This is a genomic window from Streptacidiphilus sp. P02-A3a, from assembly GCF_014084105.1.
Lineage (GTDB): Bacteria > Actinomycetota > Actinomycetes > Streptomycetales > Streptomycetaceae > Streptacidiphilus.
In genome coordinates, this window is the sequence record NZ_CP048289.1 from 5097678 (window position 1) to 5123851 (window position 26174).

Annotated in this window: 24 protein-coding genes; 15 read left to right on the forward strand and 9 right to left on the reverse strand. The window is 72.7% G+C overall.

Going from position 1 to position 26174, the window contains the following annotated elements:
* The first annotated feature begins 169 nt into the window (after nucleotides 1–169).
* The 7 genes from GXP74_RS22325 (at nucleotide 170) to GXP74_RS22355 (ending at nucleotide 8381) form a co-directional block, all read left to right on the forward strand.
* The gene (locus tag GXP74_RS22325) at nucleotides 170–2212 is read left to right on the forward strand and encodes a carbamoyltransferase C-terminal domain-containing protein (RefSeq protein WP_182453019.1); all 2043 of its coding nucleotides are present in this window, start codon (nucleotides 170–172) and stop codon (nucleotides 2210–2212) included.
* A gap of 95 nt (nucleotides 2213–2307) precedes the next feature.
* A complete protein-coding gene (locus GXP74_RS22330) occupies nucleotides 2308–3228 on the forward strand; it encodes a cyclopropane-fatty-acyl-phospholipid synthase family protein (RefSeq protein ID WP_182453020.1) in 921 nt (306 codons plus the stop codon).
* Nucleotides 3229–3236: 8 nt separating this feature from the next.
* Complete coding sequence (locus tag GXP74_RS22335) at nucleotides 3237–4649, forward strand: cytochrome P450 (protein ID WP_225448111.1); 1413 nt, start codon at nucleotides 3237–3239, stop codon at nucleotides 4647–4649.
* A 15-nt stretch (nucleotides 4650–4664) separates the two neighbouring features.
* Nucleotides 4665–5507 (forward strand): methyltransferase domain-containing protein, encoded by an 843-nt coding sequence (locus GXP74_RS22340; RefSeq protein WP_182453021.1) that lies wholly within the window; start codon nucleotides 4665–4667, stop codon nucleotides 5505–5507.
* A gap of 13 nt (nucleotides 5508–5520) precedes the next feature.
* Complete coding sequence (locus GXP74_RS22345; RefSeq protein WP_182453022.1) at nucleotides 5521–6696, forward strand: cytochrome P450; 1176 nt, start codon at nucleotides 5521–5523, stop codon at nucleotides 6694–6696.
* Nucleotides 6697–6734: 38 nt separating this feature from the next.
* Nucleotides 6735–7844, forward strand: a complete 1110-nt coding sequence (locus GXP74_RS22350; protein ID WP_182453023.1) for a Rieske 2Fe-2S domain-containing protein — start codon at nucleotides 6735–6737, stop codon at nucleotides 7842–7844.
* A gap of 63 nt (nucleotides 7845–7907) precedes the next feature.
* Nucleotides 7908–8381: a VOC family protein gene (locus tag GXP74_RS22355; RefSeq protein WP_182453024.1), complete on the forward strand. Its 474-nt coding sequence runs from the start codon at nucleotides 7908–7910 to the stop codon at nucleotides 8379–8381.
* Between the two features lie 13 nt (nucleotides 8382–8394).
* On the opposite strand, the gene GXP74_RS22360 is transcribed toward GXP74_RS22355, so the two are convergent.
* From GXP74_RS22360 to GXP74_RS41610, 3 genes are read right to left on the reverse strand one after another with little or no spacing between them, the layout of a single operon-like run.
* Nucleotides 8395–9780 carry an NDP-hexose 2,3-dehydratase family protein gene (locus tag GXP74_RS22360; RefSeq protein ID WP_182453025.1) on the reverse strand — a complete coding sequence of 462 codons (1386 nt, stop codon included), beginning with the start codon at nucleotides 9778–9780 and terminating at the stop codon, nucleotides 8395–8397.
* Nucleotides 9781–9796: 16 nt separating this feature from the next.
* Complete coding sequence (locus tag GXP74_RS22365) at nucleotides 9797–10738, reverse strand: NAD-dependent epimerase/dehydratase family protein (RefSeq protein ID WP_182453026.1); 942 nt, start codon at nucleotides 10736–10738, stop codon at nucleotides 9797–9799.
* Complete coding sequence (locus GXP74_RS41610; protein ID WP_255528144.1) at nucleotides 10738–10860, reverse strand: hypothetical protein; 123 nt, start codon at nucleotides 10858–10860, stop codon at nucleotides 10738–10740. The genes GXP74_RS22365 and GXP74_RS41610 overlap by 1 nt, the downstream gene beginning before the upstream one ends.
* 202 nt (nucleotides 10861–11062) lie before the next feature.
* On the opposite strand from GXP74_RS41610, the gene GXP74_RS22370 reads away from it, so the two are divergent.
* From GXP74_RS22370 to GXP74_RS22405, 8 genes are all read left to right on the forward strand, one after another.
* Nucleotides 11063–12334: a nucleotide disphospho-sugar-binding domain-containing protein gene (locus GXP74_RS22370; protein WP_182453027.1), complete on the forward strand. Its 1272-nt coding sequence runs from the start codon at nucleotides 11063–11065 to the stop codon at nucleotides 12332–12334.
* 52 nt (nucleotides 12335–12386) lie between these two features.
* On the forward strand, nucleotides 12387–13520 hold the full coding sequence (locus tag GXP74_RS22375; RefSeq protein ID WP_182453028.1) for a polysaccharide pyruvyl transferase family protein: 1134 nt from the start codon (nucleotides 12387–12389) through the stop codon (nucleotides 13518–13520).
* Nucleotides 13521–13536: 16 nt separating this feature from the next.
* Nucleotides 13537–14547, forward strand: a complete 1011-nt coding sequence (locus GXP74_RS22380; protein WP_182453029.1) for a Gfo/Idh/MocA family protein — start codon at nucleotides 13537–13539, stop codon at nucleotides 14545–14547.
* Nucleotides 14548–14570: 23 nt separating this feature from the next.
* Entirely contained in the window at nucleotides 14571–14849 is a 279-nt protein-coding gene (locus GXP74_RS22385) for a hypothetical protein (RefSeq protein ID WP_182453030.1), read from the forward strand.
* Nucleotides 14850–14957: 108 nt separating this feature from the next.
* Nucleotides 14958–16511 (forward strand): SDR family oxidoreductase, encoded by a 1554-nt coding sequence (locus GXP74_RS22390; protein WP_225448112.1) that lies wholly within the window; start codon nucleotides 14958–14960, stop codon nucleotides 16509–16511.
* Nucleotides 16512–16624: 113 nt separating this feature from the next.
* Nucleotides 16625–16852 (forward strand): hypothetical protein, encoded by a 228-nt coding sequence (locus GXP74_RS22395; protein WP_182453031.1) that lies wholly within the window; start codon nucleotides 16625–16627, stop codon nucleotides 16850–16852.
* Nucleotides 16849–17730 carry a patatin-like phospholipase family protein gene (locus GXP74_RS22400; protein WP_225448113.1) on the forward strand — a complete coding sequence of 294 codons (882 nt, stop codon included), beginning with the start codon at nucleotides 16849–16851 and terminating at the stop codon, nucleotides 17728–17730. The genes GXP74_RS22395 and GXP74_RS22400 overlap by 4 nt, the downstream gene beginning before the upstream one ends.
* Nucleotides 17727–18728: a 1-acyl-sn-glycerol-3-phosphate acyltransferase gene (locus GXP74_RS22405; protein ID WP_182453032.1), complete on the forward strand. Its 1002-nt coding sequence runs from the start codon at nucleotides 17727–17729 to the stop codon at nucleotides 18726–18728. The genes GXP74_RS22400 and GXP74_RS22405 overlap by 4 nt, the downstream gene beginning before the upstream one ends.
* 9 nt (nucleotides 18729–18737) lie before the next feature.
* On the opposite strand, the gene glgX is transcribed toward GXP74_RS22405, so the two are convergent.
* The 6 genes from glgX to GXP74_RS22435 all read right to left on the reverse strand — a co-directional run bounded on the left by glgX (nucleotide 18738) and on the right by GXP74_RS22435 (nucleotide 26103).
* Entirely contained in the window at nucleotides 18738–20795 is a 2058-nt protein-coding gene (gene glgX, locus GXP74_RS22410; protein ID WP_182453033.1) for a glycogen debranching protein GlgX, read from the reverse strand.
* A gap of 81 nt (nucleotides 20796–20876) precedes the next feature.
* Nucleotides 20877–21764 carry an RNA polymerase sigma factor SigF gene (locus GXP74_RS22415; protein WP_182456571.1) on the reverse strand — a complete coding sequence of 296 codons (888 nt, stop codon included), beginning with the start codon at nucleotides 21762–21764 and terminating at the stop codon, nucleotides 20877–20879.
* A 140-nt stretch (nucleotides 21765–21904) separates the two neighbouring features.
* Entirely contained in the window at nucleotides 21905–22159 is a 255-nt protein-coding gene (locus GXP74_RS22420; protein ID WP_182453034.1) for a hypothetical protein, read from the reverse strand.
* A gap of 24 nt (nucleotides 22160–22183) precedes the next feature.
* Complete coding sequence (locus tag GXP74_RS22425) at nucleotides 22184–22897, reverse strand: mechanosensitive ion channel domain-containing protein (protein WP_182453035.1); 714 nt, start codon at nucleotides 22895–22897, stop codon at nucleotides 22184–22186.
* Nucleotides 22898–22930: 33 nt separating this feature from the next.
* A complete protein-coding gene (locus tag GXP74_RS22430) occupies nucleotides 22931–23398 on the reverse strand; it encodes an ATP-binding protein (RefSeq protein ID WP_182453036.1) in 468 nt (155 codons plus the stop codon).
* Nucleotides 23399–23622: 224 nt separating this feature from the next.
* Complete coding sequence (locus GXP74_RS22435) at nucleotides 23623–26103, reverse strand: SpoIIE family protein phosphatase (RefSeq protein WP_182453037.1); 2481 nt, start codon at nucleotides 26101–26103, stop codon at nucleotides 23623–23625.
* Nucleotides 26104–26174 lie beyond the last annotated feature (71 nt).

Here is a 26174-nt window from a genome sequence, read left to right on the forward strand (position 1 = left end):
GCGAACACGCAGCGGCCGCACGTTCACCGCAGGGCCAGGAGCGCGACGCTCGGCCCGGAGCCGCACAACACGGTTGCGTTCTCGGTGTGTTCGGCCGAACGTGTACGGCTGACGCGGCCTCCGTTGCCCGAGTTGCAGGGGTCCGCTCGCCCATACTACGTTGTCGAACATGTTGACGATCGGACTGAACGGAAACTTCTCCCCCGAGAACTCCGATATCGTGCCCGGCCTGCGGGAGTACATGTATCACGACGCGGCTGCCGCCCTGGTGCGGGACGGTGTCCTGATCGCAGCGGTCGAGGAGGAGCGGGTCAACCGGATCAAGCACACCACGAAATTCCCGATCAATGCCGTCCGGGCCTGCCTCGACATTGCCGGTGCCACTCCCGCCGATATCGACGCGGTCGGCTACTACTTTCCCGAGCAGCATCTGGATATCATGCTCAACGGGCTTTATGCCGATAACCCCGGTGTTCCCCTCCGCTATTCCCGGGAACTCATCAAGGACCGGTTGCGGGAAGGCCTCGGCTGGGAACTCCCCGACCAGAAGCTGTGCTACACGTCGCACCACCGTGCCCACGCGATGTCCGGCTTCGCCCGCTCCGGCATGGTGGAGGCGTTGGTCGTGGTCCTCGACGGCATGGGCGAGGACGGTTCCGGAACCGTCTTCAGTGCCACCGGCGGCGACCTGGAACCGATCTCGAAGTTCGCCATGCACAAGTCGTTGGGGCTGCTCTACCTGAACGCCACCAGGCACCTGGGATTCCGTTTCGGCGACGAGTACAAGGTGATGGGCCTGGCCCCCTACGGCGATCCCGGCGTCTACCGCGCGGTGTTCGACTCGATGTACACCCTGGGTCCGAACGGGGACTACGACTTCCCCCCGCACGCCATGGCGTTCGAATACGTGAGCAACCTGTTCTTCGCCCACGGGCTGCCGCCCAGACGGGCGAGCGACCCGGTGGAACAGCGGCACCAGGACTTCGCCGCCGGGCTCCAGGAGATGCTGGAGCGGATCGTGCTGCACGTGCTGGAGTACTGGAGCCTGTCCACCCGGCACACCCGGCTGGTGTTCAGCGGCGGTGTCGCGCACAACTGCAGTCTCAACGGCGCCGTGCTGCGTTCCGGTCTCTTCGGCGAGGTGTTCGTGCATCCCGCCTCCCATGACGCCGGTACCGCGGAGGGCGCGGCGCTGCTGGCGCAGGAGGCGCTGGCCGGGCCGGTGCGGCTCAAGGAACGACTGCGCAGCGCGAGTCTGGGTCCCGGTCTCGGCAGCTCACAGAGCGTCAGGGAGAAGCTGGAGTCGTGGGGCCGGCTGGTCGAGTACGAGCGCCCGGCGGACATCGTCGAGACGACGGCCGGGCTGCTCGCCGAGGGCGCCGTCATCGGCTGGGCGCAGGGCCGCTCCGAGTTCGGTCCGCGCGCGCTGGGCAACCGCAGCATCCTGGCCGACCCGCGTCCGGCCGAGAACCGGACCCGGATCAACGCCATGATCAAGAAGCGGGAGAGCTTCCGCCCGTTCGCGCCGATGGTCGTGTCCGAGGCCGCCGACACGTACTTCGAACTGCCCGACACGGCCGCGAACTACGACTTCATGTCGTTCGTGGTGCGGGTGCGCCCGGAACACCGGCGGACGCTCGGCGCGGTCACCCACGTCGACGGCACCGCCAGGATCCAGATCGTCGCCCCCGAGGTGAACGAGCGCGTCCACCGCCTGGTCACCCGGTTCGGCGCGCTCACCGGTACGCCGGTCCTGCTGAACACCTCGATGAACAACAGCGCCGAGCCGATCGTGCAGAGCGTCGAGGACGCGCTGACCTGCCTGCTGACCACCGAGCTCGACTGCCTGGTGGTCGACGACTTCCTGGTGCGCCGACGGCCCGGATTCCACGGCGCCCTCGACAGCCTGGTACTGACGCTGCGTCCGGTCACGAAGCTGACCCGGAGCACCCGGGCGACCGGCTCCGGCGAGAACGCCGTCTCCCACGAGATCGTCCTCGACTACGCCACCGGTCCGCGGGCCGCCGTCTCACCGGAGCTGTTCGCGCTGCTGGAGCGGGCCGACGGCAGCCGGACGGTCGGTGCGCTCGCCGACGCCACGGTCGGCCTCACCGAGCAGACCGGGCTTGAGTTGCACGCCCTGTGGCAGCAGCGCTTCTTCACCCTGTCCCCGAGCCCCGTTCCCCGGGCCGGGCACGGTCGGACTCGCTGAGGCCTGGCGGCACGCCGGTCCCCGGACCGGCCCGGCGGAAGCCGTCCCCGACTTCCCCCCGCTCCAGTCGCTCCCCGCAGCCGAAAGGAAATCGTATGCAGAACGCCGAGTACCTTGAGTTGGTGCGGACACCCGGAGACCGGGAGGAGCACTACGCGCGGGTCGTCGACCGCTACTACGAACTGGTGACCGACGTCTGCCGGGACGTGTGGTCGGACTCGTTCCACCTCGCCTGGTTCGCCGAGGGGCAGCGGCTGCCGGAGGCCCAGCTGACGCTTCAGCGGTGGCTCGCCGACCAGGGCCGGTTCAGCGCGGGCGACCGGCTGCTGGACGTCGGCTGCGGCATCGGCGGCCCGGCCGCGGCCATCGCCGAGCACACCGGCGCCGAGGTGACCGGCGTGAACATCTGCGGCCACCAGGTCCAGGTCGCCCGGTCCCTGCACCGCGACAGCGAGGTCGGTCAGCGGCTGACGTTCGTCGAGGCGGACGCGATGGCGCTGCCGTTCGGACCCGCCGAGTTCGACGGCGTCTTCTCGATCGAGGCGCTCTGCTACGCCCCCGACAGGCAGCACGCCTACGCGCAGATCGCCAAGGTGCTCCGCCCCGGCGGCGGTTTCGTCGGCGTCGACTGGTTCTGTGCCGACGGCCTCTCGGACGCGGACTACGCCCGGTGGGTGGAACCGATGTGCCAGGGATTCGCCATTCCGCACGTCATCCCGTTCGGTGCGCTCAAGGGCCTGCTCCAGGCCGCGGGTTTCGAGGTCGAGTCGGTGTCCCGGTACAGCGACCACGGCGACATCGGCCCCAACTGGCAGCTCCACGACGCCAACGCCGCCCAGGCCGGTGGCGACCGCCCGGACCCGGCGGCGGGGGGCTTCGAGACGCTGCTGGCCGCCTCGATGCCCGCCCTGCGCGAGGGCATCGAGCAGGGCAAGGTGGTCATGGGATGCTGGGTCGCCCGCAAGCGGGCCGACGCCGCCCAGGACCGGCCCGACCGCCGGGGCGAGCGGGCATGACCGGGGGTATGCGAGTCGGTCCGGCGCCGGGGGCGCTGCCGGTGCTCGGCCACGCGCTGCCGCTCGGCAGGCGGCCGCTGGACTTCCTGGCCTCGCTGCCGGCGCACGGCGACCTGGTCAAGATCAAGCTCGGACCGGTGCCGTTCCACGTGCTCTGCGATCCTGACCTGGTGCATCAGGTCCTGCTCGACGACCGCACCTACGACAAGGGCGGCGCGATCTTCGACCTGGTCCGGACCGTGGCCGGGAACGGCCTGGCGACCTGCCCGCACGCGGACCACCGCCGCCAGCGCCGACTGCTGCAACCGGCCTTCCACCGCGAGCGGCTGCCCGCCTACGCCAAGGTGATGTCCTCGGAGATCACCGCGATGCTCCAGGGCTGGACCGAGGGTGGCCGCCTCGACGTGCTGGCCACCATGAACGAGCTGACCGCGAGCCTGGCGACGCGGACGCTGTTCGCGGCCGAGCTCGACGACGCGACCTTCGGCGAACTCCGGCTGTGCATGCACGACGTGATGACCGGCATGATGCGTCGGATGCTGCTGCCCTGGGGTCTGCTGAACCGGCTGCCGACCCCCGGCAACCGCCGCTTCCACCAGGCCCGCAGACGGCTCAGGCAGTACGTCGCCCAGCTCACCACCGACTACCGGCGCGCGGGCGTGGACCACGGGGACCTGCTGTCCATCCTGCTCGCCGTGCGCGACGACAACGGCCAGGGCCTGACCGAGGCGGAGATCCACGACCAGGTCTTCACCTTCTACCTCGGCGGCAGTGAGACCACCGCCCCGCTGCTGTCCTGGGCGCTGTACCTGCTCGGACGCAATCCGGAGATCCGGGCGCGGCTCCACGACGAGGTCGACGCGGTGCTCTCCGGGCGGATCGCCGAGTACGACGACATCCCGGACCTGGAGCTGACCCGCCGGGTGATCATGGAGACGCTGCGGCTCTACCCGCCGGGCTGGCTGTTCACCAGGCTCACCACCAAGGCCACCGAACTGGCCGGCCACCGCCTTCCGGCGGGCTCCATCATCGTCTACAGCCCGCACATCGTGCACCACCGCGCGGACCTGTTCCCCGACCCCGAGCGGTTCGACCCCGACCGGTGGCACGAGGACGCCTCCCGGCCGCCCCGCGGGGTGTTCACGCCCTTCGGCAGCGGCGCCCGCAAGTGCATCGGGGAGGTCTTCGCGCTGACCGAGGCCACCCTCGCACTGGCCTCCATCGTGGGCCGCTGGCAGCTCGATCCGCTGCCCGGGGCGCACGCCCGCATGGCGCCCCGGCTCTCCTCCACCCCACGGTCACTGCCGATGTCCCTGCGGGAGCGCGTGATCGGTGTTCCCCCCAACGGGGCCGATCGCGGAGCGGAGCGTTTGGACGCACAACCCCCGGAGACAGTGATCATGCGGCGGACCAGGGCGTAGCCCGGAGGAGGACAGATGACGGACCAAGTGACGGCGGCGACCGCGCCCGTGGCCGAGGAGGTCGGGCGGATGTACGACCGCATGACCCTGCTCGCCGCCGACTTCCTGGGAGCCGAGGCGGCGCACGGCTACAACGCGCACCTCGGCTACTGGGACACCCCGGAGAGCGAGTTCACCTTCGAGGAGGCCACGGACCGGCTCACCGACGTCATGGCCGAGCGGCTGCGGATCAGCGCCGGGGACCGGCTGCTCGACGTCGGCTGCGGCGTGGGCGCCCCGGCGGTGCGGCTCGCCCGCCGCACCGGTGCGGCGGTGACCGGCATCTCGGTCAGCCAGGAGCAGGTCGCCCGCGCGAACGAGCTGGCCCGGTCCACCTCGCTGCTGGAGCACGTCTCCTTCCAGCGGGCGGACGCCATGCGGCTGCCGTTCGCCGACGCCTCCTTCGACTCGGTCTTCGCGCTGGAGTCGATGCCCCACATGCCCGACCGGGCCCAGGTGCTGCGGGAGATGCGGCGGGTGCTGCGCCCCGGGGGCCGGATCGTGCTGACCGACTTCTACCGGCGCCCGGCGCCCGCGCCCGACGTGCATCCGCTGCGCAGGACCATGGGGTCGACCACCGCGCAGCTCGACGAGTACCCGCTGCTGCTCCGGGCGGCGGGCCTGCGGTTCACCGAGATGCTGGACATCACCGACGAGACCGTGCACCGGTCGTTCGCGTTCCTGGCGGAGCAGGCGGAGCGGATGCGGCTGAAGCTGGAGAACCCGGAAGCCACCTGCTACTTCAACCCGCAGGCCGTGATCGACGCGCCCCTGCTCGGATATCTCCTCGTCGTCGCGCGGCGACCCGAGCGCGGCTGAGCCGGAGATCGTCATGACCGTCACCGCGCAGTTGCCGTTCGAGCAGTGGGATCCGTTGCGCATCGCCCCGGGACTGCGGGAGCTCCAGTCCCAGGGGCCGGTGCACCGGGTGCGAACCGCGCTGGGGGACGAGGCGTGGCTGGTCACCAGCCACGCACGGGTGCAGCAACTGCTCGCCGACGACCGGCTCGGCCGGTCCCACCCGACCCCGGAGACCGCGGCGCGCACCGGCGAGACCCTGTTCGACGCGGTGCTGGGCGACTTCGCCACCGAGGCGGCCGACCACGCCCGCATCCGCTCACTGCTGCAACCGCACTTCTCCCCCAAGCGCATGCGGGCCCTGCGTCCGCGGGTGGAGGCCCTGACCACGCGGCTGCTGGACGAGCTGGCCGAGCACGGGCCACCGGCGGACCTGCACGCCGGGGTCGCCGTGCCGCTGCCGATCCTGGTGATCTGCGAACTGCTCGGCGTCCCGTACGACGACCGCGAGCGGTTTCGCGCCTGGACCGCCGACGCCGCCAACCTCAGCGACCGCGCCCGGTCGGAGCGCGGGGTGCGCCACCTGTTCGACTACGGACGGGAGCTGGTCGCCCGCAAGCGCGTCGAACCCGGCGACGACGTGATCTCCCGGTTGTCCGCCGTCGAGGGGGTCCCCGACGAGGAGATCGCCGGTCTGTCGATGGCGCTGCTCTTCGCCGGACACGAGACCACGGTGGTCCACATCGGCCTGGGCACGCTGCTGCTGCTGACCAACCCGGCCCAGTGGCAGGCGCTGGTGGACGACCCCGCCCGGGTCGACACCGCGGTCGAGGAGATCCTCCGGGCCTCTACGAAGGGGTCCGGCGGCGGAATCCCCCGCTACGCGCGGGAGGACCTGGACATCGACGGGGTCGCCGTCCGGGCCGGAGAGCTGGTGCTGCTGGGCAACAGCGCCGCCAACCACGACCCCGCCGCCTTCCCCGATCCGCATCAGCTCGACATCGCCCGCGCGGCCGGGGCCCACGTCACCTTCGGCTACGGCGCCAGGTACTGCCTCGGTGCGCCCCTGGCCCGCATCGAGCTGCGGGCGGTGCTCACCCAGCTGGTCACCCGGTTTCCCACGCTGCGCCCGGCCGTGGCCCCGGACCGACTGCGGCTGCGCCAGGACGCGTTGACCGGCGGGCTGGCCGAACTCCCGGTGCGCTGGTGACGTCGCGACCCGGGGCATCCGAACGCAGGGAGCGGCGCATGGCGTGGAGGGTTCCAGGCAACCGCGGGTACCTGAGGCTGTTCCGGGACGGAGCGGGCGCCACCCCGGCGAACCTGGCGTTCCCGGAGCCGCCGCTGCCCTACCCGGACGGGTGGTTCTGCGTCGGCTTCGGCCACGAGGTCGGCCGCGGCGAGGTGCTGACCCGGCGGCTGCTGGGCGAGGACGTGGTGCTGGCCCGCGGCGCCGGCGGCACGCTGCGCGCGCTGCGCCCGCACTGCCCGCACCTCGGCGCGCACCTCGGCGTCCTGGGCACGGTCTCCGGCGAGGAGATCACCTGCGGCTTCCACCGGTTCGTGTTCAGCCTGGACGGCCCCTGCCACCGCACCGGCTACGGGCGGCCGACGCCCAGGGCGGCGCTCGGCACGCTGCCGGTGCGGGAGACCGGCGGGCTGATCCTGGTCTGGGGCAGCCAGGACGGCTCGCCGCCGGCCTGGGAGCCGCCGACGATCCCGACCGCGGGCTGGCGGGTCCCGCGCGGAAAGACGTTCGAGGTCGCGAGCCACCCGCAGCAGATGACCGAGAACGTGATCGACTTCGGGCATCTGGAGCAACTGCACGGGGCGACCCTGGCGCGGGTCCCCGACGTCTCGTTCGAGGGCGGGGTCTGCACCGGTCGGTTCCAGGTCGCCCGGACACTGCCGCGGGTCGGGCAGGTCCGCGTGGACTACACCTTCCGGGTCCACGGGCTCGGCCTGACCATGATCGAGTGCGATCTGCCCTGGACCGGGGTCAGCACCCGGTTCTTCGCCCTCCCCACCCCGATCGACCCGTGGCTGAGCGAGTTCCGGTTCGCCGCCACGGCCACCGTCGGTCCGGTCGGCGGCCTGCCGAGGGCGCTGTCCGCTGCGGTGAGCGCCACCGCGGCGCGCCTGCTGCGCGACGCCTTCTACCTGCTCCACGCCTCCGGCAGTTCGATGGACCTGCCGGTGTGGCAGTACCAGAAGTACCAGCCGACGCCGCGGCTGGCGCCCGGCGACGGCCCCATCGGCCGGTACCGGAAGTGGGCGGAGCAGTTCTACTCCACCGCGCCGGCGGAGCCGGTCGGGGCGCCGCTCGATCACCGGGCCGACCCGCTGCCGAGCCCGTGAGGCGCCACCGTCGGCCGGTCAGGGTTCCAGCCACCGGAAACACTCGTACCGTGGGAGGTCGTCATGCCGTTCGCGACGTGTATCAGCGTCCAGGACACCGCCGCCAGTATCGCGTTCTACGAGGGACTCGGGTTCGCCGTGGACTCCACCATGGCGCGCCCGGGCGACGACATCCACATGCTGCTCTACCAGGGCGACTTCTGCGGACTGCTGTACAGCAACGCCGACCTGAAGCAGTGGCTGCCCACCCTCGCCGACACCCCGATCAGCCTGGCCGGCATGCTCTACCTGACCGTTGACGACTTCGACGGGTTCCACGACCGCGTCGCCCGCAGCACCGAGGTCATCAAGGGCCCGCTGACGGACGACGTGGGCCAGCGGGTGTTCTACTTCCGCGACCCCGACGGCTACGTCATCGGCATCCACGACAACGCCGCCTTCCGCGCCAGCGAGCTGGGGAGGTACGCCCAGCCGGAGCCGCCGACCCGGACCGCGCGACGCCGCCGGTCGCCGGTCCGGTCGAGCGTCCTCTACTGAGCCCGGCGCCGCCTCACAGCAGGCAGGCCATCAGGCTGCGGGTCTCCACGTTGACGTAGTAGCCGAGCCGCATCAGCCGGTTGAGCAGCCCCAGCGACATCCACCGGTAGTTGTCCGGCGCCTCGATCGGGTGGTGCTCCGGGAGCTGGATGACCAGGTGCCTGGTGTCGGCGTGCTGGAAGCGTCCGCCGTCCTCGGACTGCACCGCGTCCACGACCACCCAGGACGGGTCGCAGTGCAGCAGCTCGGCCAGCGGCGGCAGGTCCTGCGGGCCGTTGTAGTTCCCCGGGGTCAGCTGGACCGTCGCGGCCAGCTCGACCCGGTCGGTGGCGCCCGGCTGGGCCATCGCCTGGACCAGGAACTCCAGCGTGTCCTGGCGGCGGCGGCAGACGAAGGTGACGACATTGCCGGGATTGGGGCGGAGCATCGGCTGCGCCCAGGCGGCCACCTCCCGGCTGGTCGCCCCGACCGACAGCCCGACGATCCGGAAGTAGTGGCCCTCCCGGTGCCGGATGCTCTCCTCGTCGCAGATCCATCCGGCCATCTCGCGCAGGCTGATCCGCCTCACGTCGAGGTTGAACCTGGCCTTCTGGTCGATGAGCCAGGTCATCGCGGACGCGACGTCCCCGTCGCCGGTCTGCCGCTGGTGCGACCGGACGACGGCCGCGTGGAACTCCGTGGACTCCCGGCCGCCGCCCCGCGGCGTGCCGGGCAGCGCGTAGGCGATGGACGCGAGCACCGTCCGCGCGTTCATGTTCACCCGGTTGCCCCTGGCCAGCAGCCGCCGCAGCTGCCCCAGGGTGAGCCAGGTGAACTCCGCCGCGATCGGCACCTCCTCGTGCGCGGGGATTTCCACGATCATGTTGCGGTTCCGCTTGTAGAGGTACCACGAGGAATGCTCGGAGAGCAGTTGGTCGAAGATGACGACGCGGGTGCCGGGATTGAGGAAGTAGTCGAGATAGGGCGTCGACTTCCCCCCGTGCACGCGCTGGTAGTTGCTGGGGGTGGCCTGCACCGTCGCCGAGTACTGGACCAGGGCGCTGTTCCCCGGCTCCATCTTCGCCTGCATCAGGAAGTGGTAGACGCCGTGGATGCGTTTCACCAGGATTCCCAGGACGCCGATGTCGGGCTGTACGATGATCGGCTGGCACCACTGCGGCGTGGGGCCGAAGTTGGTCTGGACGGAAAGCCCCTCGACGGTGAAGAAACGGCCCGAGGAATGGCTGATCCGGTCGTCGAGGCGCCAGTCGGCGAGGGAGCCGAGGGGGACCTGCTCCACCGAGAACGAGGAGGCGGCGGCGCGCTCCCGCAGAAAGGCCTCCGGATCCGGGGTCAGCGGCGTCTCGCTCGTCTGCACCGAGGAGAGGAAGTCCTCGGCGCCAGTGATGAGAACCGACATTCCACGTGCCTTTCTTCTAGCGCGGCAAGGAGGCGTCCGACCGCAGGCCGCGCCCCATGAGCTCGATGCCCTGGTCGGGCGGCAGCGGTCGGAAGTCGACCAGCGACCGGAGCAGCGACGTGTCCACCACCAGGCTGCCGGTATCGGTCCCGGCGCTCGGCCCCGCCACCACCGGGATCGTCCGGGCCATCACGGTGGACACCCGCTCGACCACCTCCACCACCGAGCAGCCCACTCCGGAGCCGATGTTGACGGTTCCCGGGACGTCCGTGCCCAGGGCGACCAGGTCCAGCGCCGCCCGCACGAAGTCGTCCACGTGCAGGAAGTCCCGCCGCTGCGCTCCGGTCCCGTGCAGGCGGAACGGCGTGCCGGTCAGCGCGCAGCGGAACGCCGCCGACACCACGCCCTGCCCGCGGGACTCCGGCAGCAGCCGGCCGTAGACGTTGGAGCAGCGCAGCGCGGTGCACGACAGTCCGTGCACCCGCCGGTAGAACTCCAGGTAGTGCTCGGCCATCAGCCGCGACATGCCGTACGGGGAGGTCGGCACCGCCCGGTCCGTCTCGGCCCGCAGTCCTGTTCCCGGCCCCGGCGCGTAGACGCCCCCGGCCGACGAGAGGAACACGATCCGGGTGTCCGGGCTGACCGTGCGCACCGCCTCGCAGACGTTGATCAGCAGCGACAGCGTGTCCACCGCGTCGGCCTCGGGCTCGTCCGCCGACGGCACCGGGAAGCGGCCACCGGCGGCGATGACGACGACGCCGACGTCCCGGCGGAGGACGGCCGACAGTTCGGCGGCTCCGCTGCCGGGGATGAACGTGAGGGTTCCGGCGGTCGTGAGCCGGCGGCCCAGGGAGTAGGGGTCGGAGTGGCCGATGACGGTGACGTCCCAGCCCCGGTGCTCGGCGCCGGTGGCGAGCGCGCTGCCCAGGAAGCCGGCGCCGATGACCGCGGCCCGCATCACGCCTCCGGCCGCGGCGGGGCGGCGTCCGGACGCCGGATCCGCGCGCTCGGCCCCGCGGTGCTGTACGTCCGCACCACCCGCCCGCGCGGCGCCGTCGAGTGCTTGCTGGATGCGGCCATGGTCGACGTCCTCTCATGAGTTCGTGTCCATCCTTGTTCTCCGTCCCGGGTGTCCGGATCACCGAAAGGCGGACGTGCAACCCGTGCGCAGCAGTCTTTCCGGCGAGGTGAACTCGATCGGCCCAGCGGGGTGTGTGCCCGGCGGTGGATCCGGGGAGACTGGAGCGCGCCCCAGCACGGCCGCCTCAAAACGGAGATACGCATGCGCATTGCCTTCGCGACGCTGCCGGTCAAAGCACACCTCAACGCGGTGGTGCCGCTCGCCTGGGCGCTGCAGAGCGCCGGGCACGAGGTCGTGCTGACCGCTGACTGGGGCCCGGAGCGGGACTCCACCCGGCACATCACGGCGGCCGGTCTGAACGCGGTGCCGCTGGGCGGCGAGGGGGACGTCTCCCCGGTGCGCCCGGGCGCGCACAACCAGTCCGACTTCCTGGCGCTGGACCCGGACGAGGAGGACGAGGACCGGTGGCACGGCTTCCGCGAGGCGCTGCGCTTCATGTACACGGAGGTGTACGCGCCGGGCTCGGACCTGGGGCAGCAGTGCCACCTGCTGCGGAACCTGGTCTCGTTCACCGGCTCCTGGCGGCCGGATCTCGTGCTGTGGGACATGCTCATGCTGCCCGCCCCGGTGGCCGCCCGGCGCTGCGGCGCCGCGCACGCCCGGATCGTCTGGGGCATGGACACCATCGGCATGGCCCGGGCCCGCATGCGCTCCGAGATGCGTGCCGTCGGCGGGGACGTCCCCGACCCGTGCGCCGAATGGCTGCGGCCGCTGCTCGAACCGTACGGCCTGGACTTCGACGAGGAGACCCTGCTCGGGCACTGGTCGGTCGACCTGTGCCGACCGCATCCCTACCGCTCCCCCGGTACGACCGTCCCGGTCCGGCGCGTTCCCTTCGGCGGATCGGCCGAGTTCCTCCCCTGGCTCGACGAGCGGCCCCGGCGGCCCAGAGCCGTGCTGACGCTCGGCATGACCAGGGAGGAGATCCACTGCGGAACCCCGTCCTTCCCGCTGCGGGCGTTCCTCGACAGCGTGGCGGAACTGGACGTGGACCTGCTGACCACCATGACCGACAGTCAGCTGTCCTCGCTCGGACCGGTTCCCGGCAATGTGCGGGCCGTCGGCTACGTCCCGTTCAACCAGCTCCTGCCGACCTGCTCGGCGATCATCCACCAGGGCGGTCGCGGCACCTTCACCTCGGCCGCCGCCTTCCGGGTGCCGCAGGTGGTCGTCCCGCAGCCGCTGTGGGACGAGACGGCCACCGCGCGCCAGGTGGCCGGGTACGGGGCGGGACTCGCGCTGGAGCTGGACGGGCTCGACGCGGCGAGCGTCCAGAAGGCGCTGGTCCGGGTACTCGAAGAGCCGGGCTTCCGGCGGGGGGCCGACCGCCTGTACGTCGACCTGATGTCCGACCCCGCGCCGACGGACTGCGTGTCCCAGTTGGAGCGGCTGACCGCGCTCCACCGCGGCTGAGCGTCCGAACAGTCAGAAGCACGGGGAACCACACGATCTGCGGCGGGATTTGATGACCAGCAGCGAACACCCGGTCCACTACCTCGTCTGCCCGGCGGGCATTCCCAACTACGGCGACGAACTCATCGCCGGTACCTGGCTGCGGCACCTGGCCCACGTGGCTCCCGACGTGGACGTGGTGGTGGACTGCCTCTATCCCGAGACCGCGGCCGGGCACCTGGGCGGTCTCCACCCGCGGGCGCGGTTCACCAGCGTGCTCTGGCAGCTCTGCCTCCGCCACTGGTCCGACCGGGACCCGGCGGTCAGCTGCGCCTGGGTGGAGAGCGTGGTGCGTGACCCGCGCGCGGCTCCGGGGCTGGCGGACGGGATCGGGGTGCTGCGCCGCGCCCGGGTGGTGCACCTGCTCGGCGGCGGCTACCTCAACGCCATCTGGCCGGCCTTCGCCGGGCTGCTGGCGGGCATCACCACCGCGGCCGAGTCGTCCGGCGCCCGGACCGCGATGACCGGCCAGGGCCTGTGGCCGCCCGCCGACGGCGGCGGGGTGACCCGGTCGCTGATCAAGCGCCTGGACGTGGTCGACGTGCGGGACGCGCCCTCGGCGGAGTTCGCCGGGCTGGCTCCCTCCGGTGACCACTGCGACGACGTGTTCCTCGGCTTCGGCCCGCACCTGCTGCGCACCGACGAGCAGCTGCCGGAGGTCATGGTGAGCGTGCAGTCGCTGCTGGCCGAGAGCGAGGGCGCGGCCGAGGAGACGGTCCGCTTCGTGGCCGAGGTGCTGCGCGCGTGGCGGGTGACGGACGTGGGCCTGCTGGAGTGCTCCCCGGACAAGGACGCGGAGGTGCTGGCGGCGGCCGGGAGACTGCTGCCCGACGCCCGCCGGTACCCGATGGACGAGGTGCTCAGGCACGGCCTGCCCGCCCGCCCCGGCCAGTGCTGGATCAGCACCCGCTTCCATCCGCACCTGGTGGCCGCCGCCGCGGGAGCCCACGGCCTGGCGCTGATGGTGCGGGCCGACTACTACGGGCCCAAGCACCGGTCGCTGATCGACGGCGGCTCCCGCTGGCGGCTGCTCCAGCGGCTGGAGATCCCCGAGCGCCCCGCCTCCGGCGGCTACCGCCCCGAGCGGTTGACCGAGCTGCGCGCGGCGAAGCTGGCCGTGGCCGAGCGGATCTACGGACCCGGCTGAGGGAGCGCCACGAGCCATGGAACTGCTCCTGATCGGACTGTCGCGCTTCGCCCGGCGCCGGGTGCTGCCCGCCGCCGCGGCGATGCCCGAGATCACCGCGGTCGACATCGCCAGCCGCCACGCCACCGTGGTCGACGTGGCCGGAACCCCGAAGCTCCGTGGCCTGCACGCCGACTGGCGCCGCGCGCTGCGGGCGCGGGCGCCGGGCCTGGCCTACGTGTCGCTGGTCAACAGCGAGCACGCGGACGCGGTCGAGCAGGCGCTGCGGCTGGGCTGGCAGGTGGTGGTCGACAAGCCGGCGCTGCCGGACGTCCCGGTCGCCGCCAGGATGGTGGAACTGGCCAGGCGCTCCTCGCTGGTGCTCGCCGAGGCCGGCTGCTACGCGTTCCACCCGATGTTCGCCGTCGTCAGGGAACTCGCGGCGGAGGCCACCACGGCGGTGGCCGTGTTCACTCCCCCGGTACCGGCGGACGACTTCCGTCACGACCGCGCGCGGGGCGGCGGCGCGCTCCGCGACACCGGCCCGTACCTCGCCTCCCTGGGGCGGGTGCTCTGGGGTCAGCGGCCCGAGCAGGTCGGCGTGATGGTGCGGGACCGGACCGCGGACGGCCTCGACCTGTCCTACAGCGCGCTGGCCCGGTACCCCGGGGGGCGGACCGTCGTGGGCCATTTCGGGTTCACCAGCGCCTACCAGAACACCCTCCAACTGGCGGGCGGGCATGCCGTCGTCGAGGTCGAGCGCCCCTTCTCGATGCCGCCGGACCTGGCGACGAGGGTGACGGTCCGCGACGACGGGGGGCAGCGGGTCCGCTCGGTGCCCCCCGCCGACAGCATGCGGCTCTTCCTGGGCCGCGTGCTGGACGCCGCCCGCACCGGTTCCCGGGAGTTCGATGCTCCCCTGCTCGGCGACGCCCGCACCCTGGACCGCCTCGTCCGCGCCGCGAGCGGCCGGGACGGTGTAGCCGACGCCGAACCGGGCAGGGGCCCGGCGGAGACATCCGAAGCAAGCCTGGGGAGGATCCACTGACCAGCGAACGAGATGGTTCGACCTTGGCCGAGGAGCTGCGCGAGCGCGCGAGCTCCTTCGTCAACAACCACGTCGACCTGTGGGTGACCGTGGAGGACGACGACACCCTGGTCCTCGCCGCGAACGACGCGACGGCGCTGCTGCGGGCGGCGGCCGACTGGCTCGGTGAGGACACCGACCTCACCGTCGCCGATGTCCACTGGGAGTGCCGGAGCACCGAGCCGACGCACACCATGCGGCTGGCGCTGCGCGTGGTCGGCGCCGCGGCCGTGCCGCCGCAGCGGGGTGGTCCGCCCCGGTAGCGGCCGGGTACGGGCTGCGGCGGTAGCCGCTCCGGGGGACGATGGAGGGGCGTCAGCGCGGGGACCCGCGGACCTCCCGACGCCGACGCCCGACCCCAGGGAGCAGCGGTGACCACAGCACGGGCAGACGTCGAGGGGGAGGTGGGCTCCCCCGACCTCAGCGGACTGCGGTGCCTGGTCACCGGCGCGACCGGCTACATCGGAGGCCGCCTGGTACCGGTCCTGCTCGCGTCCGGGGCCTCGGTGCGGTGCCTGCTGCGCGATCCGGGCAGGCTGCGCGACCAGCCGTGGGCCGACCGGGTGGAGCGGGTGCGGGGGGACGTGACCGACCCGCCGAGCCTGGTCGGCGGCTTCGACGGGGTGGATGTCGCCTACTACCTGGTGCACGCGCTGGGCACCGGGGCGGGTTTCGAGCGGACGGACGCCGACGCGGCCCGGGCGTTCGCCGCCGCCGCGGCCGCCGCCGGCGTCCGCCGGATCGTCTACCTCGGCGGCCTGGTCCCGCGTGGCGTGGCCGACGCGGAGCTGTCCGCGCACCTGCGCTCCCGGGCCGAGGTCGGGCGGATCCTGCGGGACAGCGGCGTGCCCACGGCGGAACTGCGCGCGGCGGTGGTCCTGGGCTCGGGCTCGGCCTCGTTCGAGATGCTGCGGTACCTGACCGAGCGGTTGCCGGTGATGGTCACCCCCAGCTGGGTCGACACCCGGATCCAGCCGATCGCGGTGCGGGACGTGCTGCGCTACCTGGTGTCCTCGGCGGTGATGCCGCCGGAGGTCAACCGCAGCTTCGACATCGGCGGCCCCGATGTGCTGACGTACCGTCAGATGATGCTGCGCTACGCGGCGGTGGCGGGGCTGCCGCGCCGGATCGTGGTGTCGGTGCCGGTGCTGACACCGTCCCTGTCGAGCCACTGGGTGGGGCTGGTGACACCGGTCCCCAGCACCATCGCCCGGCCGCTGGTCGAGTCGCTGCGGTACGAGGTGGTCTGCGCGGAGCACGACATCAGCGCGTACGCCCCCGATCCGGAGGGCGGCCTGATCGGCTTCGACGAGGCCGTGGCCCTGGCGCTGTCGCGGATCCGGCAGGCCCGGGTGGAGACCCGGTGGTCCTCGGCGGCGCTGCCCGGCGCGCCCAGCGACCCGCTGCCCAGCGACCCGCAGTGGGCGGGCGGCAGCCTGTACCAGGATCTGCGGGAGCTGTCGGTGGACGCGTCGCCGCAGGCCCTGTGGACGGTGGTCGAGGGCATCGGCGGTGAACACGGCTGGTACTCGTTCCCGCTGGCCTGGGCGGTTCGCGGGTGGATGGACCGGTTGGTGGGCGGCGTCGGGCTGCGCCGCGGGCGGCGCGACCGCGACCGGCTGCGGGTCGGCGACTCGCTCGACTTCTGGCGGGTGGAGGAGATCGTGCCCGGGCGGCTGCTGCGGCTGCGCGCCGAGATGCGGCTGCCGGGGCTGGCGTGGCTGGAGCTGAGCGTGCGGCCGACGGCGGGCGGCGGCGCCCGCTACCGCCAGCTGGCCCTGTTCCACCCGCGCGGCCTGGCCGGGCACCTGTACTGGTGGAGCGTCGCCCCGTTCCACTCCGTCGTCTTCGGCGGCATGGCCCGCAACATCGCCGGCAAGGCCCGCCTCGACGCCGCCGAGCGGGCACCGGGGGCCGCTGCCTGACACCGGTGCCGCCGGGGCCGGTTCCGGTTTGAGCGGCCGTATCCCGGCAAGTCGCCCCACTGGCGACACCCACCGCGTGGGCTGTCCCACCAACCACGACGGAAGGCAGGACCATGGGAATCGGCGGCTGCATCATCGTGATCGCGGCAGGCGCCATCGCGACCTTCGGTGTCAACTGGCACCTGGCCGGGATGAACATTCACATCGTGGGGGTGATCCTGATGGCAGCCGGACTCCTGGGGCTGGCCACCTACGCCAGCATCTACCGGAACCGCTTCCCGGGCCGCCGCCCCGGCGGTGAGGAAGTGGTGGAGGAGCGCCGCTACTACGACGGGCCGTGACCGTGACCGCGACGACCGCCCGCCGGGGCTGCGCCTTCGTCCTCGGCGGCGGCGGTGCGCTGGGGGCCCACGAGGTGGGCATGCTCCAGGCCCTGCTGGAGGCCGGGATCAAGCCCGACCTGGTGGTCGGCACATCGGTCGGCGCGATCAACGGGGCGCTGGTCGCCGCCGACCCCACTCCGCGCGCGGTGGAGCGGCTGGGCAGCCTGTGGCGTGGGATGGGCCGGTCCGGGGTCTTCGCCGGATCGCTGGTCGACCGGGTCGGCAGCGCCGTCCGCAACCGTACCTCCCTCTACTCCGACGGCCCGCTGCGCACCCTGCTGGAGCGGGATCTGGGGAGCCCCGACATCGAGGACCTCGCGGTCCCCTACCAGTGCGTCGCCGCCTGCGTCGAACGCTCGGCCGAGCACTGGTTCAGCAGCGGCCCGCTGGTTCCGGCGATCCTGGCCTCGGCGGCCGTTCCGGGGCTGCTGCCGCCGGTGCGCATCGGCGACGAGCACTTCCTCGACGGCGGCCTGGTCAACAGCATCCCGGTCGGCCGGGCCGTCGCCCTGGGCGCCCGTACCGTGTTCGTGCTCCAGGTGGGCCGGATCGAGCAGCCGCTGACGGCCCCCCGGCAGCCCTGGGAGGTCGCCTCGGTCTGCTTCGAGATCGCCCGCAGGCACCGTTTCGCCAGGGACATGGAGGACCTGCCGGACGACGTCACCGTCCACGTGCTGCCGACCGGGGCCGACCCCGGGCAGCGGGTGAGTGCGGCCCGGCAGCTGCGCTACCGGGACTTCGGCACCGCCGGGGAACGCATCGAGCGCGCCCACCGGGCCTCCCGGGCCTACCTGGAGTCGCTGGACCCGGCGACGCCGCCGGATCCCGAGCGGTGAGCGCGGACGGCGTTCCCGCGGCCGCCCGCCGACTGGCCACCTTCCCCGCCCTGCTCGTGCTGACCCCGGTCGCGGGGGCGCTCTTCGCCCTCTGCCTGGTGCTCACCGGCCCGGTGTCGCTGCTGCGCCGCGGCGGCTGGCGGCCGGTCCGGCTGAGCGGTTTCCTGCTGCTCTACCTGCTGGCCGAGCTGGTGGGGCTGGGTCTGGCGGCGCTGGACCTGCTCGGCCCGCGCGCCGGTCGGCAGGCCCGTGCCTACGCCCGGCTCGGTTCGCTGCTGGCCTTCCTGTGCCGGGCGGCGGTACCGGTGTTCGGGCTGCGGGTCGAGGTGACCGGCCCGCCGCCCCCGGCCACCGAGGGCCCCGGCCGACCGCTGCTGGTGCTCGCCCGGCACGCCGGTCCCGGGGACTCGTTCCTGCTGGTCCACTCGTTGATCACGCATGCCGGACTGCGGCCGCGGGTGGTCCTCAAGCGGGCGCTGCGGCTGGATCCCTGCCTGGACGTCCTGCTCGGTAGGGTCCCGCACTGCTACGTGCCGCCGGACGCGGCGCCGCACCGCACCGCCGGGGAGATCGGCGAGCTGGCCGCCGACATGGGCCCCGGGGACGCGCTGGTCCTCTTCCCCGAGGGCGGGAACTTCACCGAACACCGCAGGCAGCGGGCGATCCGCTGGCTTCGGCGCCACGGACGGGCCCGCGAGGCCGCGAAGACCGAGCGGCTGCGCCACGTGCTGCCGCCGAGGACCGACGGGACGCTGGCCGCCCTGGCCTCGGCCTCCGGCGCCGACGTGGTGTTCGTGGCCCACACCGGACTGGACGACATGGTCTCGGTCCGGACGCTGTACCGGGGCGTGCCGCTGCGGCGGACCGTCCGGGCGACCTGGTGGCGGGTCACCGCGGAGGAGGTCCCGGCCGGGACGGAGCAGCGGGCCGACTGGCTGCGGGCCCAGTGGGCCCGGGTCGACGCCTGGATCGACGCCTGGATCGACGCCCAGCCGTAGCGGAAGGGCTCAGGCGCTCCCGTCTCCGAGCGGGGGGCGGATCAGGACCAGGGTGCTGCGGGCTTCCAGCAGCACCCGGCCCTCGGCCTTGAACTCGGTCTCGTCGCGGTCTTCGGCCGCCATCGCGGTGTCCACCGCCACGGTCCAGGCGGAGCCGTAGCGGCGGCCCGGGACGCTGAACCACAACGGTTCGTCGTGGCCGTTCAGCAGGATCAGGAAGGAGTCGTCGACGATCCGCTGGCCTCTGGTCCCGGGCTCGGTGATCGCCTCGCCGTTGAGGAAGACCGTGACCGCGCGGGCCTCGTCCCAGTCCCAGTTGCTGTCCTGCATGGGCTTGCCGTCGGGCCGGAACCAGACCAGCTCGCCGAGCCCGGCGCCGTCCGGGCCCTTGAAGAAGCGCCTGCGCCGCAGCACCGGATGGTCCCGGCGCAGCCGGACCAGGTCGCGGGTGAACTCCAGGAGCCGGCGCTGCTCCGGGTCGAGCGACCAGTCCACCCAGGACAGCTCGTTGTCCTGGCAGTAGGCGTTGTTGTTGCCCCGCTGGGTGCGGCCGAGTTCGTCCCCGTGCGCCAGCATCGGGACGCCCTGCGAGAGCAGGAGCGTGGCCAGCAGGTTGCGCTGCTGGCGGGCACGCAGCCGCAGCACGTCCGGATCGTCGGTCCCGCCTTCGGCGCCGCAGTTCCAGGAGCGGTTGTCGTCGGTGCCGTCCCGGTTGTCCTCGCCGTTGGCCTCGTTGTGCTTGCCGTTGTAGGAGACCAGGTCGCGCAGGGTGAGGCCGTCGTGCGCGGTGACGAAGTTGACGCTGGCCAGGGGGCGGCGCCGGTCGTGCTGGTAGAGGTCGGAGGAGCCGGACAGCCGGGAGGCGAACTCCGGCAGGGTGGCCTCCTCGCCGAGCCAGAAGCCGCGCACGGCGTCCCGGAACCTGCCGTTCCACTCGGTCCACAGCGGTGGGAAGTTGCCCACCTGGTAGCCGCCCTCCCCCAGGTCCCAGGGCTCGGCGATCAGCTTGACGCGGCTGACCACCGGATCCTGCTGGACCAGGTCGAAGAACGCCGACAGCCGGTCCACCTCGTGGAACTGCCGGGCGAGGGTGGCCGCCAGGTCGAAGCGGAACCCGTCGACGTGCATCTCCTGGACCCAGTAGCGCAGCGAGTCCATGATCAGTTGCAGCACCGCCGGGTGCCGCATCAGCAGGCTGTTCCCGGTACCGGTGGTGTCGTAGTAGTGCGCCGGGTCCCCGTCCACCAGCCGGTAGTAGGCGGCGTTGTCGATGCCTCGGAAGCACAGGGTCGGCCCGAGGTCGCTGCCCTCGGCGGTGTGGTTGAACACGACGTCGAGGATGACCTCGATCCCGGCCGCGTGCAGCGCCTTGACCATCGACTTGAACTCGCCCACCTGCTCGCCCCGGGTGCCGGTCGAGGCGTAGCCGTTGTGCGGGGCGAAGAAGCCGATGCTGTTGTAGCCCCAGTAGTTGGACAGGCCGCGCTCCCGCAGGAAGCCGTCCTGGGTGAACTGGTGCACCGGCATCAGCTCGACCGCGGTGACCCCGAGCGAGGTCAGGTGCTCGACGACCGCCGGGTGGCCCATCCCGGCGTAGCTGCCGCGGATCTCCTCGGGCAGTCCCGGGTGGGTCCGGGTCAGCCCCCGCACGTGCGCCTCGTAGATCACCGTCTCGTGGTACGGGCGGTCCGGCGCGACGTCGTCACCCCAGTCGAAGGCGGTGTCGACCACCACCGACAGCATGTCCACCTGGCCGTCGACCGCCTTGGCGTAGGGGTCGAGCAGCAGCCTGGTCGGGTCGCAGCGGTGGCCCCGCTCCGGCTGGTGGGGGCCGTGCACCCGGAAGCCGTAGTGCTGACCCGGTCCGACGCCGGGCAGGTAGCCGTGCCAGACGAAGTCGTCGACCTCGGTCAGGGCGACCAGCCGCTCCGAGCCGTCGGCGGCGACCAGCGCCAGCTCGACCTTGTCGGCGACCTCGGAGAACAGCGCGAAGTTGGTACCCGGGCCGTCGTACGCGGCTCCCAGCGGATAGGGACGTCCGGGCCGGATCTGCCTGGCGGTCTGCATCCGACGACGCTAGCCGCAGTCGGGTTCCGATCCCGGCAGCCACGCCCGCCGTCCCCCGGCGACGGCGCGGGCCCGGCGCGGTCAGCGCTCGGCGAGCAGGCCGGTGCGCAGTTCCGCCAGCGCCCGGTTGAGCAGCCGGGAGACGTGCATCTGGGAGATGCCCAGCTCGGCGCCGATCTCGGTCTGGGTCATCTCCGCGCCGAAGCGCATCGACAGGATGCGGCGGTCGCGCTCGGGCAGGTCCGCGATCAGCGGCTTGAGGCAGATCAGGTTCTCCGTCTGCTCGATGCCCGGGTCGACCTTGCCGAGGCGGGCCAGGAACCCGGACTCCTCGTCCCGCGACTCCCCGCTCAGCGCCTGCGCGTCCAGCGAGCTGGGGGTGTAGCCGTTGGCCGCGACCATGCCCTCGCGGACCTCGTCCACCGGCAGGTCCAGGTGCTCGGCGAGCTCCTGCGCCGTCGGCGGGCGCCCGATCACCTGCTCCAGGCCGTCGTTCGCCCGGGCCAGCACCAGCCGCAGCTCCTGCAGTCGGCGCGGCACGTGCACGGCCCAGCTGGTGTCGCGGAAGAACCGCTTGATCTCGCCGGTGATGGTGGGCAGCGCGAAGGTGGTGAACTCGATCCCCCGGTCGGGGTCGAACCGGTCGATGGCCTTGATCAGGCCGATGGTGCCGACCTGGACCATGTCCTCCATCGGCTCGCTGCGGTTGCGGAACCGGCCCGCGGCGAACCGCACCAGCGCCATGTTCAACTCGATCAGGGTGTTGCGCACGTACTGGTACTCGTGGGTCCCCTCCTCAAGTTCCGTCATCCGGGCGAACAGCACCTTGGACATGGCCCGGGCGTCGGTCGGCGACGCCTTGCCCGGGACCGACAGGTCCAGGCCGGGGAAGTAGTCGACGTGCTCCGCCACGCCCTCGGCCTGGTCGGTCACGCGTTCGGTCGCCTGTTCGGTCGCCGTCACAACCATGTGCATGGTCCCTCCCGAGATGGGTCAACCTGCCTCGTCGGTGCCGCCGCCCGATGGGAAGCGGCCCTCGTTCTGGCCGTATCCCCCGGTTCGGGCATCCCATGCACGATCCGTCCGGCGCGGTCCGCCGTCCTCTACCGTCAGGGACCGTGGTGCCATTCCGCCACCGCGATCGGGTCGCCCTGCTGCCGCCCCAGCCAGACCCCGACCTCGACCGCGGTGGCGGCCGGCTCCCGCGCCGCGTAACCGGGCACGACCAGCGACAGCACCCGTTCGGCGACGTGCTGGGCAGGCTCGTCCGAGACGTAGGGATTGGGCAGCGCCTCGGCGGCCGACGGCTCCCGCTGGCCCTCCGCGTCGGTCACCACGACCCGCCATACATATTTGTCGGACATGCTCCGCTCCTGTCTGTGTGAGTCCTATGGTTCAGTGGATCCCGGCTCTTCGCGAGTCGCGGCGGCGCCCCGGCCCGCGGCGCCGGGACGGTCGGCGGGCGCGATCGCGGCGCTCAGCACCGCGCTGTTCGGCAGCAGCACCGTCCCGTCCGAGGTGCGCAGCTGCACGAACAGCAGGGTCATGTCGGTGACCCTGCCCTGCACGGCGCCGCCCAGGGCGCCGGCCCGGATTGTGACGTCCTCCGCGATGTGGAACGGACGCGCGGTCAGCAGCACCAGTCCGGCGAAGATGTTGCCCAGCACCGGCTGGGCGGCGATGCCGACGATGACGCCGGTGAGCGCTCCGCCGAGGATCAGCTTGCTCCACGGCACGTGCAGCAGGCTCAGCGAACCGAGCACGACCATGGCGTAGCCGGTCAGCAGGCACAGCATCCGCAGCGTGGTGACCCTGGTGTCGCCGAACCGGCCGGGCACCAGCGACACCAGGTCCTCGGTCGCGCCCCGGACCGCGACCAGCGCGCAGACCAGGAAGACCACCGCGCTGGCGCCCGCCACCGCCCGGTCGGCCAGCGGATGGTGCGGGCCGGGTTCGCCGAGCAGCCCGCCGTAGTGCGTGGACACGGCCAGTCCGATCAGTGCCAGCGAGGTGGTCAGCACTGCCTTGCGGACCCGGATCCCGCTCGGGCGGATCCTGCGGGCCACGGCCCGGCCGGAGAACTTCCTGTCGGTGGTCTTCATTCCAGCGCGCGTACCCACTCCCCGGCCGCCGACTCAGCTGTTCGCCGACCGATCGGTGCGGATGGTGCGGACGGTGCCGTCGGTACGGACGGTGTCCGGGATCAGGACCGCGGTGACGGACTTGCCGCCGCCCTCGTGCACCTGGACCGCCACCCGCTGCGCCAGTCGGTGCAGCAGCTGCCAGCCGAACCCGCCGGTACCGGCCTCCAGGTCCCCGGGGCGTCCGACCGGCACGGCGTCGCTGGTGTCGCTGACGGTCACGGTCAGCCGCTGCCGGTCGTCCGTCAGCAGCAGCGCGCAGGGGCCGGGAGCGTGCCGGACCGCGTTCGTCACCAGCTCGCTGACCAGCAGCAGCGCGTCGTCCATGGCGGCCGGGGTGAGGGCCGGGAGGCACCGCGCGAAGAACTCCTGCGCGTGCCCGCGAGCGGCGGCGACGGTCCCGGGGCCGCCGCTGAGCGGGTGGACGGCGCGCCGCGCGGGGAACGGCGTCCGGTCTTCCATGCGCACTCCCCGTGTCCCGCACCATGAGCGATGGACCTCCCGGTCCCGTACCCGGCAGTCAGCCGCCAGCACTGCCCTCAACACACGCAAGACCCTTCCGGATGCGACGAGTTGTTCCCCTCCGGGGTGCGGAAGGGCCCTCGGCGGGGGGAAGCCGGGGCCCTTCCGGTGCGGCTCCGGGGGACCCCCGGGGGGTAGGGGCCCGGCCCGGCCGCACCGGACGTCTACCCGTCCTGGGCCGGTGAAACCTGCCAATCGAAACTATCCCCCTCGGGGGTCGGCGCGAGTTGGATGCCGATCACGCAGGTGTCGTCGTCGGTGTCGGCGCTGCTGTGGGTGAGCAGGTAGTCCAGTCGGTCGTCGAGGGTGGTGGTGCTGCGCTGCGCGGTCGCCAGCAGCTGGTCCAGGGAGCTCTGGACCGACCGGTCGCGCTGCTCGATCAGGCCGTCGGTGTAGATCAGCAGCGTGTCGTCCGGCTCCAGCTGCACGTCGCCCTCCTCGTACTGGGCCTCGCCCACCGCGCCCAGCAGGATGCCCTTCACCATCGGCAGCGCCTGGGCCCGGCCCTGGCGGACCAGTACCGGGGGCAGGTGGCCCGCGCGGGCCCAGCGCAGGATCCGGGTCGCCGGGTCGTACAGGGCGCAGACCGCGGTGGCGGTGACGTTGTCGGTGAGGAAGTGGGCGACCGTGTTCAGCCAGCCCAGCAGCGCCCCGGGACCCGCGCCGGTCGCGGCCAGGCCGCGCAGGGCGTTGCGCAGCACCACCATCGAGGTGGCGGCCTCGATGCCGTGACCGGCGATGTCGCCGACCGAGAGCATCACCTGCCCGGACGGGAGGGTGACGATGTCGTACCAGTCCCCGCCGACCATGTGGTCCTTCTCGGCCGGGCGGTAGCGCACCGCGATGTGCAGCCCGAGGGTGTCGATCGGGCCGGTGGTCGGCGGCATGATGGCGTGCTGGAGCTGCAGGGTGAGCCGGTTCTGCTCGACGGCCTGCTTCTCGCTGTGCGCGAGCTGGTCCCGGGTGGCCGCGAGCGCCACCTCGGTCCAGTGCTGGGAGGAGACGTCCTGGAAGGCACCGCGTACCGCCAGCAGTTCCTCCCGGGCGCCCAGGATGGGCTCGGCGACGACCCGGATGTAGCGCGCGGTGCCGTCCGCGCGCTGCATCCGGAAGGCGGTGGAGGCCGGACGCCGGTGGTGCAGCAGGGTCCGCAGGAAGCGTCCCAGGGCGGTCGCGTCGTCCGGGTGGGCGTGCTGCGCGAGCTGGGAGACCGGCACCGGCGCGTCGGTGGGGAGCAGCCCGCACAGGTCGAACAGCTGGCTGTTCCAGATGATCTCGCCGGTCCGCAGGTTCTCCTCGAACCCCCCGATGCGTCCCAGGCGTTGGGCGTGCTGGAGCAGGTCGGCCAGGCGGGTGGCCTCGTCGTCGACCCGCCAGGTGAGCGCCAGCTCGTGGCCGTGGCGGGTGATGCTGACTCTGCCGAAGACGGTCAGCGGGACCTGGTCGACCAGCGTGGTGACGGCCATCCGCCGGGCCCGGAACGGCTCGCCGGTGGCGTGGACGTGCTCCAGCTTCTCGAAGACGCCGCCGACCTGGGCGCTCATCGGGTAGGCCTCAAGCAGCGAGCAGCCGGTCAGCGCCGCGTGCGAGCGCCCGGCCAGGTCGGCGACGTGGCTGTTGAGGTGGTGGATGCGGAAGTCGCGGACCGCGCCGTCGGCGTCGAGTTCCGGCTGGAGGACCATGGCCGGGTCCCACAGTCCGTCGACCAGTTCCACCAGCGGCGACGGGCCGGGAGCGCGCTCCCGCGGCTGGTGGCTGTCCAGGGTGTGGCCGCAGAGCTCCGCGAGGGCCTCGATCTGGCGCTGGATCTGCGGGGTCTGCGGCGGCAGCGGGCCGGGCCAGCTGATCTCCAGGGCGCCCAGCAACCGGCCGCCGGTACCGGCCGGGACCACCACCCGCCCGGCCTGCTGGGTCGTCCGGCCGCCGATGCTGGGCAGCCTGGACTCGGCGAGGGTGCGGGTCCACCGGGTCCGGCGTTCGTCCAGGGCCCGGCGGGCCAGGGTGGCGACGCCCGGTGGGACGTAGTGCCAGCGGGCGGCCTCGGCCTCGGCGAAGCCCGCGCTGCCCGCCAGCCGCAGCGAGCCGTCGGAGCCGGCGGCCCAGACCGCGACCGCGGTGGCGTCCAGCGGGGCCAGGGCGTAGCGCAGCAGCGAGTCGGCGACCGCCTGGGTGTCCCGCGCCGCGAGGATGCCGCTCTCCGCGGTGCGCAGGTGGGTGAGGTCCGGGGCGGGCTGCCTGCTGTCGGAGGCCGCGAGCAGTTGTCCGGTGATCGCGCTCAGCTCGTCCTGGGCGGCCTGGTTGACGATGTCGGCGGCGAGTTCCAGCTGCGAGACGCCGGAGGTCTCGGCGAGCAGCTCCAGCTGCCGTCCGGCCGCGTACGGTCCGCAGTGCAGGCGCTCGACCAGGACGCCCTTGGCCAGCTCGACCAGGGCCCGGCCGCCCGCGGCGGCGTGCGCCTCCTCCACCTGGCGGCGCAGCCGGGCGACGGTCACCGCCAGGCGCCCCAGGGCGTCCCCGGATTCGGATTCGGACTCGGACTCCGGCTGGGATTCGGACCGGGATCCGGGCTGGGGTTCGGACCGGGGGCGGGGCGGGGCGGCGCCGGGGCGGTCGGGGTCGATCGGCTCACCGGGTCGGGTGGGCATGGGAGCTGGCTCCTTGGAGACTTCTGCCGGTGGATGGAACCCTCGTGATCAACGCCGTGCGGCCGGAGCGC

Coding starts and splice junctions, on each gene's coding strand:
- GXP74_RS22325 (WP_182453019.1), top strand. CDS start 170: ATGTTGACGATCGGACTGAACGGAAACTTCTCCCCCGAGAACTCCGAT.
- GXP74_RS22330 (WP_182453020.1), top strand. CDS start 2,308: ATGCAGAACGCCGAGTACCTTGAGTTGGTGCGGACACCCGGAGACCGG.
- GXP74_RS22335 (WP_225448111.1), top strand. CDS start 3,237: ATGCGAGTCGGTCCGGCGCCGGGGGCGCTGCCGGTGCTCGGCCACGCG.
- GXP74_RS22340 (WP_182453021.1), top strand. CDS start 4,665: ATGACGGACCAAGTGACGGCGGCGACCGCGCCCGTGGCCGAGGAGGTC.
- GXP74_RS22345 (WP_182453022.1), top strand. CDS start 5,521: ATGACCGTCACCGCGCAGTTGCCGTTCGAGCAGTGGGATCCGTTGCGC.
- GXP74_RS22350 (WP_182453023.1), top strand. CDS start 6,735: ATGGCGTGGAGGGTTCCAGGCAACCGCGGGTACCTGAGGCTGTTCCGG.
- GXP74_RS22355 (WP_182453024.1), top strand. CDS start 7,908: ATGCCGTTCGCGACGTGTATCAGCGTCCAGGACACCGCCGCCAGTATC.
- GXP74_RS22360 (WP_182453025.1), bottom strand. CDS start 9,780: ATGTCGGTTCTCATCACTGGCGCCGAGGACTTCCTCTCCTCGGTGCAG.
- GXP74_RS22365 (WP_182453026.1), bottom strand. CDS start 10,738: ATGCGGGCCGCGGTCATCGGCGCCGGCTTCCTGGGCAGCGCGCTCGCC.
- GXP74_RS41610 (WP_255528144.1), bottom strand. CDS start 10,860: ATGGCCGCATCCAGCAAGCACTCGACGGCGCCGCGCGGGCGGGTGGTG.
- GXP74_RS22370 (WP_182453027.1), top strand. CDS start 11,063: ATGCGCATTGCCTTCGCGACGCTGCCGGTCAAAGCACACCTCAACGCG.
- GXP74_RS22375 (WP_182453028.1), top strand. CDS start 12,387: ATGACCAGCAGCGAACACCCGGTCCACTACCTCGTCTGCCCGGCGGGC.
- GXP74_RS22380 (WP_182453029.1), top strand. CDS start 13,537: ATGGAACTGCTCCTGATCGGACTGTCGCGCTTCGCCCGGCGCCGGGTG.
- GXP74_RS22395 (WP_182453031.1), top strand. CDS start 16,625: ATGGGAATCGGCGGCTGCATCATCGTGATCGCGGCAGGCGCCATCGCG.
- glgX (WP_182453033.1), bottom strand. CDS start 20,795: ATGCAGACCGCCAGGCAGATCCGGCCCGGACGTCCCTATCCGCTGGGA.
- GXP74_RS22415 (WP_182456571.1), bottom strand. CDS start 21,764: ATGGTTGTGACGGCGACCGAACAGGCGACCGAACGCGTGACCGACCAG.
- GXP74_RS22420 (WP_182453034.1), bottom strand. CDS start 22,159: ATGTCCGACAAATATGTATGGCGGGTCGTGGTGACCGACGCGGAGGGC.
- GXP74_RS22425 (WP_182453035.1), bottom strand. CDS start 22,897: ATGAAGACCACCGACAGGAAGTTCTCCGGCCGGGCCGTGGCCCGCAGG.
- GXP74_RS22430 (WP_182453036.1), bottom strand. CDS start 23,398: ATGGAAGACCGGACGCCGTTCCCCGCGCGGCGCGCCGTCCACCCGCTC.
- GXP74_RS22435 (WP_182453037.1), bottom strand. CDS start 26,103: ATGCCCACCCGACCCGGTGAGCCGATCGACCCCGACCGCCCCGGCGCC.